Raw genomic sequence first — 13483 nt, forward strand, 5'->3', positions numbered from 1 at the left:
GCGTCCGTTGCGAAGCCGTCACCCGCGTGCCTGCCGAGCCGTCACCCGTCCTTCCGAAGCTGTCACGCGCGCACCTTCCAAGTCACCTGCGCGCCTTCCAAGCCGTGCTCCTCGCCCCTCCAAGCCGTGACCCGCGTGTCTTCCGAGCCGCACCCGCCCTTCCGAACCGGCGCCGCCCCCGCGCGCCCTCCGAAGCCCTCACCCGCGCTTCCGGACCAGCGCCGCCACCCACGCCCCTTGCGAAGCCGTCACCCGCCCTTGCGAAGCAACGCCGCCCCCGCGCGCCTTCCGAAATCGGCAACGAACACCGCGATCCCCCGGTTCCAACCCGGACAGATCACGTCGGACATCTAGACAGATCACGACGGTACGTGTAAAGGACCCAGATCCAGCAGCGCCCGGAACTCGTCGGCGGGCACGGCCCGCGACAACAGCCAACCCTGATAAGCCTCGACGCCAATGTCCCGGAGCATGCTGAACTGCGTCGCCGTCTCGACGCCCTCTGCGACGCAGCTGCGGCCCATTGCCCTTGCCAGGTCCACCACCGCCCGCGCGACGGCGAAGTCCGACGGATCCGTGCCGATGCCGGCGACGAATCTCCGGTCGACCTTGATGATCTGCGCGGGCAGGTCTTTCAGCCGCGCCAATGAGGAATATCCGGTGCCGAAATCGTCCACGGCGAACCGGACGCCACGGGAGACCAGGTCGGCCATGGCTGTGCGGCTGCGGGACGGCAGGTCCACGAAGCTGGTCTCCACCAGTTCGAGCACGACTCGTTCCCACTCCACACCGGATCCCGCGATCGCGGTCGCGACGACGTCGACGAACTCGGGGTCGCCGGGCACAAGACCGGCCAGGTTGATCGCGACGGAGACCTGCCGCCCACCCAGCTCCGGCCAGGTTTTGGCCTCCCGCAACGCGGTCCGCAACACCCACCGGTCCAGATCGCGCAACAAGTCGCCCTGTTCGGCGACCGGCAGGAACTGGGCCGGGGAAAGTAAACCCCGGTCCGGGTGCGGCCAGCGGACCAGCGCCTCGGCGGTCAGGATTGTGCCGTCGACGCCGACAACCGGTTGGTAGTGCAGCACAAGGCCGTCGTTGCCCAGCGCCTCACGCAGCTGGCCTTCCAGGTACATCTGGCTGTCGGCCGAAGCCATCAGCGCCGCGTTGGCGAGCGAAACCCGGCCGGCGCCACGCCTTTTCGCCTCGAACATGGCCGCGTCGGCGAACCGGAGCAGGTCCGCCGCGGTCGTGTCCGGTCCGGTCGGCACAGCCGCACCGACCGATGCCGAAACGCGCAAAAGCTGGCCACGAACGGGAACCGCGGTCCGGAACAGGTGCGCGACCTTCGTCGCCAGCGCGTCGACGCCGCCGACTTTGTTCTGGTCAGGGCAGATCACGACGTACTCGTCACCTGACATCCGCGCGGCCGTGCAGCCTTCCGGCAACCCGTCCTCAAGGCGCCGGGCCAGTGCGATCAGCAGCTCGTCACCGGCGTCGTGGCCGAGGGAATCGTTTACTCGCTTGAAGTTGTCCACGTCGCAGAACAACAACGCGACGTCCTTGGCGCACGGTGCGCTCAGCAGATCGGCCAACAGGTCCTTCACCGCGACGCGGCCCGGCAGCCCGGTGAGGTCGTCGTGCGTGGCCTGGTGCCGCAGCAACTCGGCGGCGCGCAGCCGTTCGGTGACGTCCTGGAAGACCACGAGCCAGAACCGGCGGCCGTCGTCGGCGACCGACGACACCACGTTGAGCTCGCAGTAGACCGGATCGCCCGCAGCGGTGACCATCACGCGCTGCCCAGCCGCCAGCCGGGCCTTCGGGTCGTGCTCGGGGTGGGTCAGTTTCTCCGCGGTCGTCCCGCGCAGGCGCTCCAGGTCCATGCCGAGCAGCCTGCACAGCGCGTCGTTGGCGTCGACCAGTCGTTCACCGGCGTCGAAGAGGCCGATACCGACCGGCGTGATCGCCACGAGGTCGGTGAACCGCTGGCTGGAGCGCTGCATGCGGCTCTCGGTCGACCGCTGCTCGGTCACGTCCTGCGCGGTCCCGACCATCACCGGGCCGTCCTTGCGGCCCGCGAACGAGGCGCCACGGCAGCGGAACACGCGGATCGAGCCGTCCGGCCGGAGCACCCGGTACTCGCAGACCACGGCCTCGCCGGTCTCGGCCAGCTGCCGCCACGTCCGGTCCACCCAGGCCCTGTCATCCGGATGGACGAACTCCAGGTAGTCGTCGTACGTCATCACCGGGCGCGGTTCGACGCCGAACAGCTCGTACAGCATCGTCGACCAGACGCACTCGCCCGTGGTGGTGTTCCACGCCCATGTGCCCAGCAGGGCCACCCGCTGTGCGTCCTCGAACAGCCTGCGGTCCAGGCTGCGCTGGCGGTCCGGCTCACGCAGTTTCGAGATGTCCTGCACGATGCCGCGGACCAGGTACACCGCGCCGTGCTCGTTGAACACCGGCTGGGCGCGGACGAGGAAGACCCGGTCGGAGTCGCGTTCCCGCAGCTCGAGCTCGATCGGTTTGCCGTCGTTCGACTCGATCAGCCGCTCACGGAACTCGATGACCGCGGGCAGGTCCTCCGGGTGGGTCTTGAACAGCAGTGCGGCCTCGGTGTCCTCATGACCGTGGCCCACGCCGAGCAGCTCGTAGAGCGGCTCGCTGTAGTACGTGCGGCCCTCGGCGACGATGTGCACGAAACTGCCGAGACCGGAGACGCGCTGGACCTCGACGAGCTCCTCGACGCTGAACAGGCCGTTGTGGACCGCGGGCGCGAACACGACCGTGGTCCCGGCCGCGTCCGGCTCCAGCCGTAACGCCGTGACCTCGACAGATGTCCCGTCCGGGCGCAGTACTCGCTGGCCGAACTGGTCCTCGGCGAGCAGACCGGCCAGTGATTGGCCGATCAGCTCCTCCGGGGCATGCACGCCTGCGAGCACGGCCGCACCCAGGTTCGCCTGCACCACCAACCCGTCCGAACAACGGACCCAGCCCGCTTCGGCAGACAATGAATCAGACAACGCCGATTCACGTGCCGACCCCGCAGGCTCGACCAGTTCGGCCACGGTGCCACCCTTCCCGCGCCTCAACTCGGGCGGGCCGAGCGCCATCCTGGATACGTACCTCCCGCCGCGCCGATCAGGCTACCGTCCTGTCCTAAACAATCAATCCCTGCCTTTGATCAGGCCTGGCTGGGCGCCACACCGTCCCGCACAGCGGCATGCGCGACAGCCTGCGCCACCTCGGGCGCCACCCGTGGGTCAAGCGCGCTGGGCATGATGTGGTCGGCGTCCAGTTCGTCGAGCGCGACCGCGTGGATCGCCTCGGCGGCGGCCAGCTTCATGTTCTCGGTGATCCGGGTGGCACCCGCGTCGAGCGCGCCGCGGAAGATCCCCGGGAAAGCCGAGACGTTGTTGATCTGGTTCGGGAAGTCGCTGCGGCCGGTGGCCACCACGGCGGCGTGCTTGCGCGCGATCTCCGGGTGGATCTCCGGGTCCGGATTGGACAGTGCGAAAACGCTGGCGCCCGGCGCCATCGTGGCGATGAGCTCCTCGGGCACCTGCGAGGAGGACAGCCCGATGAAGACATCCGCGCCACGCAAGGCTTCCGCGATCCCGCCGCGCAGCCCGCTGGCGTTGGTGACTTCGGCCATCTCGGCCTTGTAGGGGTTCAGGCCGTCGCGGCCGGGGTGGATGATGCCGCGCGAGTCCAGCAGCGTCACCTCGCCGACGCCCGCGGCGATCAGGATCTTCGTGCACGCGATGCCGGACGAACCCGCACCCGCGATGACCACGCGCAAATCCTTCAACGCGCGGCCGGTAACCGTTGCGGCGCCACGCAAAGCGGCGAGCACCACGACGGCGGTGCCGTGCTGGTCGTCGTGCATCACCGGGCAGTCAAGGGCTTCGATCAACTTGGCCTCGAGCTCGAAGCACCGCGGCGCCGAGATGTCCTCGAGGTTGACCGCGCCGAACGACGGGCGCAGCCGCACGAGCGTCTCGACGATCTCGTCGACGTCGGTCGTGTTGATCACCAGCGGAATCGAGTTCAGCCCGCCGAACGTCTTGAACAGCGCGGACTTGCCTTCCATCACCGGAAGTGACGCCGCCGCACCGATGTCGCCGAGGCCCAGCACCGCGGTGCCGTCGCTGACCACCGCGACCAAGCGGTGCGTCCAGGTGTGCGTGCGGGCGACCGTCGGGTCCTCGGCGATCGCGCGGCTGACCTTCGCCACACCGGGGGTGTAGGCGATGGCCAGCGTGCGCGGATCGGAGATCGGCCGCGGCACGCCGATATCGAGCTTTCCGCCTTCGTGCGCGCGGAAGATCTCCTCGTCGGTCACCGGCTTGGCCAAGTCTTCATCCATAGCAGTCACAGGAGGCGTCCTCAAAGTCAGCTGTTCGTACGACAAACGACGCTGGAAACGGCGCGGTGGCACCGAGTGTCGAGCGGCGTCGACCGCCCGGCCGCACCCATCCGCTGGTTGGATGGGGCAACCGCGGACGCTGCGGTTGGAACAGTGTGGCACCTGCCCGCAGGAGTGTCTGCGGTGGGGATCACAGTTTTCACCATGATTTCCGCATGTCAGGCCGCATATTCGCAAGACGTCCGTCCGGTTTGTACACAAGATCGCAGGCGGAGCGCCTCACGATCGGTCAAGTTGGCTACTTAGACTGAGCGCCATGCAGGTACGCGAGCTGTCGATCGCCGGGGTCTTCGAGTTCAGTCCCCAGTCCTTCGAAGACAACAGAGGATTGTTCTCGGCGCCGTTCCAGGGCGACATGTTCGAGAAGGCGGTCGGCCACGCGTTGCGCGTCGGGCAGACCAACCACAGCGTGTCCCGACGTGGGGTGATCCGCGGCATCCACTTCGCCGACACACCGCCGGGACAGGCGAAGTACGTCTACTGCCCGAGGGGCTCGATGCTCGACGTGGTGGTCGACATCAGGGTCGGCTCACCGACGTTCGGGCAGTGGGACTCGGCGTTCCTCGACGCGAAGTCGTACCGGGCACTGTATGTACCTGAGGGGATCGGGCACGGCTTCGTGGCATTGGAGGACGACACCGCGATGTCGTACCTCTGCTCGACGGGCTACAACCCAGGTCGCGAACACGGCATCACACCGCTCGACCCAGCGCTGAACCTGCCATGGCCTGCGAACATCGAGCCAATCCTGTCGGAGAAGGACGCGAAGGCCCCGACGCTCGCGGAAGCACAGACGGCCGGCCTGTTGCCGACGTATGAAGCCTGCCTGGAGCACTACCGCAGCTTGTAGACCATCACCCCGAGCACCTCGGCCAACCCGAGCTCACGGGAATCAGTGGACGCGAACGGGTTGTCACCGACGACGAAATAACCGGGTTTCTCGACCCGTTTGATCGACAACTGGCGCGGCCGGCTCGGCCACCGGACGAGCACGACGTCGCCGGGCTTCGCCCGGCTGGTCCGGCGAATGAGAACGACGTCGCCGTCCTTGAGCGTCGGCGCCATGGACGGCCCGCGGACGGTGACGAAGCGTATCGGCCACCAGCCCAAGGGATGAGCCACCGATCACCTCCGACTGCCGGGTGCTGCGCGCGCGAGTAAGGTCCACATTGTCGGAGCATCCGTAAGTTCACAGTGCGTCTGTCCAGACGCATACTGCCAGGGAGGCATCCATGCGACTGCCGTCGCTCAGGGCGCTCGTGCGCCCGCGGCTGGAGGCAAGCGCTCACTGCGACCTGCCGTGCGGCGTCTACGACCCCGCCCAGGCCCGGATCGAGGCCGAGTCGGTCAAGGCGATCCAGGAGAAGTACCAGGCCAACGAAGACCCCGAGTTCCGCGCGCGTGCTGTCGTGATCAAGGAGCAGCGCAGCGAACTGGTCAAGCACCACCTGTGGGTGCTGTGGACCGACTACTTCAAGGCCCCGCACTTCGAGAAGTACCCGCAGCTGCACGACCTGTTCAACCGCGCGACGAAGGCCGCGGGCGCAGCGGGCACCAAGGGCACCATGGACCCGGCCAAGGGCCAGGAACTGCTCGACCTGATCGCCGAGATTGACAAGATCTTCTGGGAGACCAAGCAGGGCTGAGGTCAGTTGACCTGAAACGGCGCTCACCAGCGACAATGCTTGTCGTCGGTGAGCGTCGTTTCTCGTTGTTGAGGGACGTTTGACGGCCTGGAGACGGCCTGATCTTGAACCCGTCGGCCCGTACATCTGGCTGAGTTCGTACCGCGTCCAGAGCACCAACTGTGTGTCCATCGGATGCCTCCTCGGTGAGTCAGTCGGTCGCTGCTCGACCCCTTTCCCTCACCCCTGCCGCCCGTTAGCACCGGATCGACGGTGTCAAGGGTGGGCGCTTGCGACCATGGCGCAGCCACGCCGTAGGCGCCCTTGATGACGGCGGGCCGGTGTTAAACGATCACTCACGAGGGACCTCTTGGTAGGTCGCGGTCCAACTTCCGCGGCTGTCTGTTGGTGCTCTTGCTCCTGCGCGCCGCCGTTGGCTCCCCCACTCACGCGGCGGCGCGGGCCTGTCCGGGCGACCGACCGGGTGTAGCGGAGCGGGAACCCGGTCGTGTCGCAATGGACGGCTCCCGCGTCGCGAGCGTGACGCGGGCCGCCAGCGGCGGCGCGCCTTGATCCTCTAGAGCCAAATTCGGCAGCTCATGCACTCGGCAGCTGTCGTGGTTCGACTGACACTTGACACGTTGGCTTCACCTGATGCTTGACACCGCTGGTCCTGGGTTTGATCAGTCGAACATTGCCGCCCGGGTATCGGGTTTAGCGCCAGTCGGTGCACACGTGCGTCAAGCGCTACCGCGACGGCCGGATGGCCGACCGGTCCCATCGGCCGCGGCCGTGTCCACACCAAACCAACAGCAGATCGAGACGGTGAAGTTCGAAGATCAACGCCTCAGCAGCGGCCTACCGAGGTCGGCCTTGGCGTGTCGAGTGTATCGAGCCAGATTGTTCGATAAAATGCTTTGATTTGACCGTTCACCAAGGAAGGTTAATGTATTGACCCAACACGACACTGAACCATCTGGACGAACCCTTGTACGCCAAGCATCAAAAGACGAGAAAAATAATCTCGACGCCGAATTTACAACTATACGCCAACTCAGCAAAAAGGAGTTTCAAGACTTTACGCAAGCTTCACGCTTGCTCTATAGGTACACGAACGCATGGACTTGGGACGCAGTAGTTAAGGCAGCCAATGAATTTTCCACCATCCTTAACTCTGCAGCCGATACTGCAAACAAGTCATCAAACACTATAAACGGTGCCGATATAGCTAGAGCTAATCTAGCCATGAAGCAAATTGGACGCACGGCCCAAGAATGGGCCAACGAGTTCAACGAGCCAGAATGGCAAAGTTTTGATGCCATACAAGCGCAAGTCTCAGAATTGACCACGCCGGGCAGTTTGCCATCAATCCTATTCTCACTCGCAGACGACCAATACAGTCAAGTTATCGACTTTCAGGTTGCGCCAAGAATCTTCCCAGTCGAATTCCAGGTAACCTTGACATCGGACGTTGTAAGCAATAATTCTCTTCCGAGCCCCACCCATTCAGTCACTTTTATTCACGACGCCCTTGATAAACTCGCGAAACTCGCGCGTCTAGAGCTTATCAGCATGCAAGAGAAGCTAGAACATGCCGGGAAACTACTGTGGACACTGCAAGCCGAGTGCGTTTATGGAGTAGCGGCCATTGTGAAGGATACAGACGTCCAAAACTTCAGGGAAACTGGAAATATAAGTCTCACACAACTTCCGCTGGCAAGTATAAATCCAGTGATGAACGCCGTGCGTGCAGCAAAGCAGTTCGAACGCCTAAAGGGGAGGCCCCGAAATACAACTCGCCCAGGTCCAACAGCGACCCCACAAGCAGAACAGCAGAATAATTCCGAGTCAACCGAAAAAAAGCGTCCCAACGCTTCAAACAGCCGCGCAGGAAATGACCGACAGCAGCAGCCTGTTGCAGTCGAGCCGATCGACATACAGATGCTACTCGAAGAGATTTCAAGGCTACCTCCCGAAGTGGAGCGCAGATGGTCACAGGCTCTAGCTAACGAAATGCGTGCGGACAACGAAAAACTTAATAACAAATTCATGAGCCTCGCCGTCGCACTAACTGACCAGCTAATGGTTAGGGAACAGGAAATGCGATCACGCGACGAAAACATCACTATCCGACAGTTTCCGATTAGAACAGACGATGCCGACGTATTCAATACGAACCCAACGCCGGACGAGCATGCCTATCAATTTCTCGTGGCCCAGGCTGCTGCTATGAAGCTCTTTACTGAACAGACTCGGCTACTTTTGCAAGCTCCGTCAAACTTTAGCGTTAACCTCCCATCTGGACGACAAGAGTCCTGGTGGTCGTCAGGGGCGTTCAGCACATTAAACGATCTTGCGCAAGTTGTAGTTAACCTATTCCACGTTTCGTTGGAACCAGCCAAAGATTCTCATCGGAAACCTCACGAGCCACACCCCTGGTTGTTCTATGTCCGCCTGATTGACCAGTCTTTTCACTCCGGGCACGTGGAAGCTGCTTTGGTCCACGCGGCCCGAGCTGTGGCGCTTATTGCACGACAGAACGGGGTTACCGGCGACATAGACGCCAAGGATCTGACAAACGCTCCTTTTCTCCAGCAGTTTCCACACGCCGTTTCGGCACTATTCGAGATAGTGACTCAAATAACAAAGGGAGGCAACGTCAGTATCGCAACAGCATGGTGTTTGGCACACTTCTGGCGGGACGCGCTTAGTGAACTTGCCGCAAAGAGCCTTCCTCTGCCGATTTTTTCAAGCCGACAAACCGATCAGGACATTCAAGGTGTGGAGAACGACCGTTGAGTCATTTTCCTAAATATGCAAACCCCTTTGGCGACGCAGCAACAAGCAACAGACTGACAGGCGTTGTATTTAAGATAGGAGACGTAGACGTCACGTCCGCAGTTGTAGACAGTAGTTTCCACAGAAGAATGAATCAAGTTCCGAGTGCGGAGATCCGGCTATCGCCAGCGTATCCGTTTATACTGAATATAGATTGGCGAGCAGGAGTCCATGTCTCACGTGGTCACGGAGAAAATGCCCAGCCCGTGTTTGGCGGCGACATATTAAGTGTCGAAGTTGTTGAGAATAACCTTTTTGTCCGGTGTACAGGTGTCGCCTCATTCGAGGAAGTACAACTTGGTGGATACGCATACCGTGGACGCAATGTGCCGACAGAGTTGGTTTATGCAACCGCACGAGACGCCGGTCTTCGCGAAAATGAAATTTCTATTACTGCCACCAAAAAGCCGCTTGAGGTGTACGAAGTAGTTATCCCCCTTCGCGGGATCCAGGCACCTATGACCACACTCCAGATAGGACAAGTCTCCATACACGGAGGTGCTATACGCGGGAGAGCCGAGACCCTACTTGGCAAGAGCGCGATAGTACAGCGCTATGCAGAAGTAGGCGTCTACGCTGTTGTGTATACCTCAGCAGTGCACATGCACGAGGCTGAACAGCAAGCAATAATTGAAGTTGAGTCGATGCTTGAATGGCTGGCGGTGAGGACCCGATATTCACTTGCTACTCTTCCCGACGGTACGAATCCCGACTGGTTCCGAGGAACGACGTTGAGCAAAATTCGTCGTGATAGCCTCACGCTCGTGCGCGGGATTCTCACAGGAGGTGTTTGGCTACGAGATACAACGTCAAGACGATTTGCTCCAGACATCGCACTAGAGGACACGAAACTAGGCCTTTTGAAACCTTCGCCCGGGTATCACCTCCTAGAGAATCTGCGTCATGCAATCTCGGCATGTGCTCGCGCCGGGCGCGAGATCGATCCTATCAATCGAATCACAGCAATATGGGACGCCGTAGAATTCTACGCGGGCAAGACTAGCATCCAACGATTCTTCACCAGCCGTGAGCTAAAATCGATTAGGCGCGCATTTCCAGACGACTTGAGCAGGCAACAACGGGAACGACTGAACCAAATTCTTGAACAAGTCAACATGCCTCCGCTTCTCGCACGATTTCGTCGCCAGATTGCGGTTGATGGCGTCCCGCTAACCGAGTCGGAATTCAACAAATTTGCTAATCTTCGAAAGATTCGGAATGATCTGGTTCACGGCAGACTCCAACACGCAGGCTCCGTAGATACGGAAGACATAGAACGATGCCTGGCCCTGCTCGCAAGGATACTGATGTTCGCAGTGGCCAACGCAAATAGATCAGATAACGCTTACAGAGATATGTAATAGCCCGTCTAAAGTCTGCGGGGTAGCGCGCGTGAATAGAATTGGGAACTGGGGTACCGAAATTGCACGTCATCACCTCGAAAAGCCGCTTCCCCGCCGTTGGGCGCATGTACGAGGGGTTGCTAAGCGTGCCCGCCTAGCGAGGCCACTTTTGCAACCGGAAATCAGTGACCTTTTGGTTGCGGCCGGTATGTTGCATGACGTCGGCTATGCACCTGACCTTGCAAACACTGGGTTTCATCCGCTAGACGGTGCTCGTTACCTGCGGAGGCTGGACGCCCCCGAGCGGCTGTGTGCGTTGGTCGCCCATCACTCATGTGCGTGGCGCGAGGCCGAGTTGCGTGGGTTGTCGGCGGAGTTGGCGGAGTGGGTGGATGAGGAGACGCCGTTGCGGGATGCGTTGTGGTGGGCGGATATGACGACGTCGCCGGATGGGGAGGTGGTGTCGTTTGATGAGCGGGTGAAGGAGATTCAGGAGCGGTACGGGCCGGATGACCTGGTGGCGTTCTTCATCAGGCAGGCGGAGCCGGAGTTGCGGGCGGCGGTGGAGCGGACTGAGGAGCGGTTGCGGGCGGCGGGGATTGAGTTCGAGTAGCCCTCTAGGTGTAGTAAGGCTCGGTGCGGTTGTCGAAGCCGTGCTGAATGCGGAGCCGGATGGACGGGTGGATGGTGAGTTCCGCCAGCTTCGACTGGTCGATCCAGGCGGCTTCTTTGCTTTCGCTGCTGGTACGGAGTGAGCCGCCGATGGGGCGGGCGCGGAAGCAGATAGAGAACTCCTGACGAACTTCGCCGTCGTCGTAGGCGATGACGTGATCGGGGTTGGAGTAGATGCCGATCAGCCCAGTGACCTCGATGTCTATCCCGGTCTCCTCCTGGACTTCGCGGACAGCTGCCTGCGTGACGGTCTCGCCGGGGTCGAGGCCTCCTCCGGGGATGGCGTAGAGGTCGTTGTCGGTGCGGCGGATCATCAGCAGCTGGTTGGCGTCGTCCAGGACGAACGCGCTCACGGCCACCCGGATGCTGTTGGCGGTGGGTGCGTCGGGGTCGTGGTAGTGATCGATGCGAGCCATAGCCACTGTCTACCCCGTGTAGGGCGTGGCGTCGCGCCAGACGGATTCGAGGCTTTCCGAGTACGTCTCGAACAGGTCGCCTGCTGAGAGTCGGCGCAGGTGGAGCGCGGGTGCGTGTGCGCCGGGGAAGCCGTAGACGTGGGTGTTGACGATCATCTCGTCGTCGAAGCGAAAGACTGAGTTGTACAGGGTCGTCCCATGTAGCCGGATCTCTACACCCGGGACCTTGAGCAGCGGTCGGACGAACGCCAAGGCGTTGCGGATACGAGCGGCGACTGTGTCCTTGTCCAGTTGTTCCTCTTGGCTGCGCTTGGTTGCCTCGGCTGCGGTCGGGTCGCCGAACAACAACCGGATCTTGGCGCCGGACTTGGCCTTGGTGGCCAGTTGCTTCGCGAAGGAGGGGCGCTCGACCAAGAACAGCGCGGCCAGAGACAGGACTTCGACGTGTTCATGGGCGTCGTTCAGGAGGCGGTCCCACAAGTCCGCGGGGATGGAGTTGCGGTGTGGGTAGACCTTGACTACCTCGGATTCGGCGATCTCGGTGGCGCGTTCTGGTGCGACGGCGTCGGGCCACAGGTAGCTCTCGGTCTCGCGGACCATCGCGGCGATGGCGTGCCGGTGGCGCTGGTAGGGCGTGCGGCCTCTGGTGATCCAGCGCTCGACGGTCTTAGGATCGACGTCGATTGCGGCGGCGAGTTGTGTGGGCGTCAAACCGTTGCGCAGCAAGGCGTCTCGTAGCCGGTCGTTCGGCATTACCCCTCCCCCGGGGACGTGTGGGACGTCTTCAAGCTAGCACAGGACGTCCCAAGAAGTCCCATCGTGTGGTGCTCGCGTCCTCCTTTTTGGACGAATCTGTATCCCGAGGTCATGAAGACTGGAAAGGGAGACAGACAAGATGCCGATCATTCCGACCAGGTTCGCCGCCGAGTTCGGTGAAGTGTTCCCCTTCGGCGCGTTTGTGCTGGGTGTTGAGCCGTCGATTGAGTTTCAGTCCGACCCTGCGGCGCCGAAGCGGCAGGAACGAGACCGTGAGACCAACGAGCTGGTGTGGATCGTGCGGGCGCTGGACGCGAACGAAGAGGCCGCACGGTTCGGCGCCGAGTTCAAGGTGAAGGTGGCCGCTCCGCAGCAACCGGTTCCCCCGCCCAAGATCCAGGGCTTTCCGTACGCGCCGGTCGAGTTCGAAGGTCTGACGATCACGCCGTATGCCAACAACAAGGGCCGGATCGCGCACAGCTTCCGCGCGAAAGGCATGAAAGCGCCTGGTGGTGCCAAAACCGCCCGTTCTGAGCAGAAGTCGGCCGCGTGAATCCGCAGGAGACGGACATGCGCGACTTGGTGAGCGTTCACGTGTCGGGGAACTTGCCGATTCGTTCTCGCGCTCTGCCGTTCGCCGATCGGGTGGAGATCCGTCTCGGCAACGCCTTTCCGGTCGCGCTGCTGGTCGACCGGGCTGCAATCGATCGACTTCTGGACGCGATCGTGTCCAGCCGGATTGCCCTGGAAACAGCGACTAGTCGGCCTGAGGAGGGGTGAGCGGTGGGGTTCAACGTCACGTGCTCGCCGGGCAAGAACGCAACGGCAGGGATGGTGCTCGTTACGCCTGAACTGCCCGCACTGATCCTGTACCTGGACCCGGTCAATCTCGCCATTCAGCTGCCACCGTTCCCGAATGGCGCCTTGGCGTTCTCCCGGTTCTGCCGTGAGCTGTCTCGGGAAGCGACGCGGCTGGCTGACGTGCTCGATGGGAGCGCGGAGTGATGGACGCTGCGTGGCAAGGTCCAGGGCCGGACGCGTCTCCTCGTGAGATCGTGCAGGCGTTGCGGACGCGGGCGGAGAACTTCACCGTGTTCGCCGACGCCCTTGCCGACTTCGACAGGGGCAACGCGGCCGTGGTTCGCGAAGACGCTTTCTTGTTGCGGTGTCAGGCGGCCGTGCTCGAAGGAATCGCCGAGCTGCATGACGAGTTGGGCGACCAGGCCCGGACGCTGGACGCGTTTGCCAAGCAGTTGCGGGGTCTGAGGCCGCCTATGGACTCATAGGCACTCAATCCACTTTAGACACTTGGCGCACGCGGGTCGTGTGGCGATGGCGCACGACCTGTTACAGGACAACGATTCCCGTAGGCACAGAAGCGGACCCTTGGCTACCAACCTGTTC

Annotated in this window: 14 protein-coding genes; 9 read left to right on the forward strand and 5 right to left on the reverse strand. The window is 62.2% G+C overall.

All coding sequences use genetic code 11. The features are described 5' to 3' along the window. Window positions 1-359: 359 nt before the first annotated feature. Entirely contained in the window at window positions 360-3068 is a 2709-nt protein-coding gene (locus tag B9C43_RS10735) for a bifunctional diguanylate cyclase/phosphodiesterase (RefSeq protein WP_235038555.1), read from the reverse strand. Window positions 3069-3184: 116 nt separating this feature from the next. Beyond that, window positions 3185-4369 (reverse strand): NAD(P)-dependent malic enzyme, encoded by a 1185-nt coding sequence (locus tag B9C43_RS10740; RefSeq protein ID WP_084425872.1) that lies wholly within the window; start codon window positions 4367-4369, stop codon window positions 3185-3187. Between the two features lie 316 nt (window positions 4370-4685). Between B9C43_RS10740 and rfbC the strand changes: the two genes are divergently transcribed. After that, window positions 4686-5279, forward strand: coding sequence for a dTDP-4-dehydrorhamnose 3,5-epimerase (rfbC, locus tag B9C43_RS10745; RefSeq protein WP_033381966.1), 594 nt, complete (start codon window positions 4686-4688; stop codon window positions 5277-5279). Here rfbC and B9C43_RS10750 read toward each other — a convergent pair. Further along, window positions 5264-5551, reverse strand: a complete 288-nt coding sequence (locus tag B9C43_RS10750) for a S26 family signal peptidase (RefSeq protein ID WP_033381965.1) — start codon at window positions 5549-5551, stop codon at window positions 5264-5266. The genes rfbC and B9C43_RS10750 overlap by 16 nt on opposite strands. 110 nt (window positions 5552-5661) lie before the next feature. On the opposite strand from B9C43_RS10750, the gene sodN reads away from it, so the two are divergent. The 4 genes from sodN to B9C43_RS10760 all read left to right on the forward strand — a co-directional run bounded on the left by sodN (window position 5662) and on the right by B9C43_RS10760 (window position 10848). Further along, complete coding sequence (gene sodN, locus B9C43_RS10755; protein ID WP_033381964.1) at window positions 5662-6075, forward strand: superoxide dismutase, Ni; 414 nt, start codon at window positions 5662-5664, stop codon at window positions 6073-6075. A 930-nt stretch (window positions 6076-7005) separates the two neighbouring features. After that, window positions 7006-8853, forward strand: a complete 1848-nt coding sequence (locus tag B9C43_RS55505) for a hypothetical protein (RefSeq protein ID WP_143446271.1) — start codon at window positions 7006-7008, stop codon at window positions 8851-8853. Continuing rightward, window positions 8850-10253, forward strand: a complete 1404-nt coding sequence (locus tag B9C43_RS55510) for a hypothetical protein (protein ID WP_143446272.1) — start codon at window positions 8850-8852, stop codon at window positions 10251-10253. Before B9C43_RS55505 ends, B9C43_RS55510 begins: the two co-directional genes overlap by 4 nt. A 31-nt stretch (window positions 10254-10284) precedes the next feature. Beyond that, window positions 10285-10848 carry an HD domain-containing protein gene (locus tag B9C43_RS10760; RefSeq protein ID WP_084425873.1) on the forward strand — a complete coding sequence of 188 codons (564 nt, stop codon included), beginning with the start codon at window positions 10285-10287 and terminating at the stop codon, window positions 10846-10848. A gap of 4 nt (window positions 10849-10852) precedes the next feature. Here the strand turns inward: B9C43_RS10760 and B9C43_RS10765 are convergent, their stop codons facing one another. Together B9C43_RS10765 and B9C43_RS10770 are read right to left on the reverse strand one after the other, a co-directional pair. After that, entirely contained in the window at window positions 10853-11323 is a 471-nt protein-coding gene (locus tag B9C43_RS10765; RefSeq protein WP_084425875.1) for an NUDIX hydrolase, read from the reverse strand. Window positions 11324-11332: 9 nt separating this feature from the next. After that, entirely contained in the window at window positions 11333-12076 is a 744-nt protein-coding gene (locus tag B9C43_RS10770) for a DUF5919 domain-containing protein (protein WP_084425877.1), read from the reverse strand. Between the two features lie 142 nt (window positions 12077-12218). Here B9C43_RS10770 and B9C43_RS10775 point away from each other — a divergent pair, with 142 nt between their 5' ends. Genes B9C43_RS10775 through B9C43_RS10790 form a run of 4 tightly spaced genes read left to right on the forward strand, consistent with a single transcriptional unit; the run spans window position 12219 to window position 13365 of the window. After that, entirely contained in the window at window positions 12219-12632 is a 414-nt protein-coding gene (locus tag B9C43_RS10775) for a hypothetical protein (RefSeq protein ID WP_084425879.1), read from the forward strand. Window positions 12633-12649: 17 nt separating this feature from the next. Continuing rightward, window positions 12650-12859, forward strand: a complete 210-nt coding sequence (locus B9C43_RS10780; RefSeq protein WP_235038557.1) for a hypothetical protein — start codon at window positions 12650-12652, stop codon at window positions 12857-12859. Between the two features lie 3 nt (window positions 12860-12862). Beyond that, window positions 12863-13084 carry a hypothetical protein gene (locus B9C43_RS10785; RefSeq protein WP_084425881.1) on the forward strand — a complete coding sequence of 74 codons (222 nt, stop codon included), beginning with the start codon at window positions 12863-12865 and terminating at the stop codon, window positions 13082-13084. Then, window positions 13084-13365: a hypothetical protein gene (locus B9C43_RS10790; protein ID WP_084425883.1), complete on the forward strand. Its 282-nt coding sequence runs from the start codon at window positions 13084-13086 to the stop codon at window positions 13363-13365. The genes B9C43_RS10785 and B9C43_RS10790 overlap by 1 nt, the downstream gene beginning before the upstream one ends. Window positions 13366-13483: the final 118 nt, after the last annotated feature.

It is taken from the genome of Kibdelosporangium aridum, assembly GCF_900176515.1.
Lineage (GTDB): Bacteria > Actinomycetota > Actinomycetes > Mycobacteriales > Pseudonocardiaceae > Kibdelosporangium > Kibdelosporangium aridum.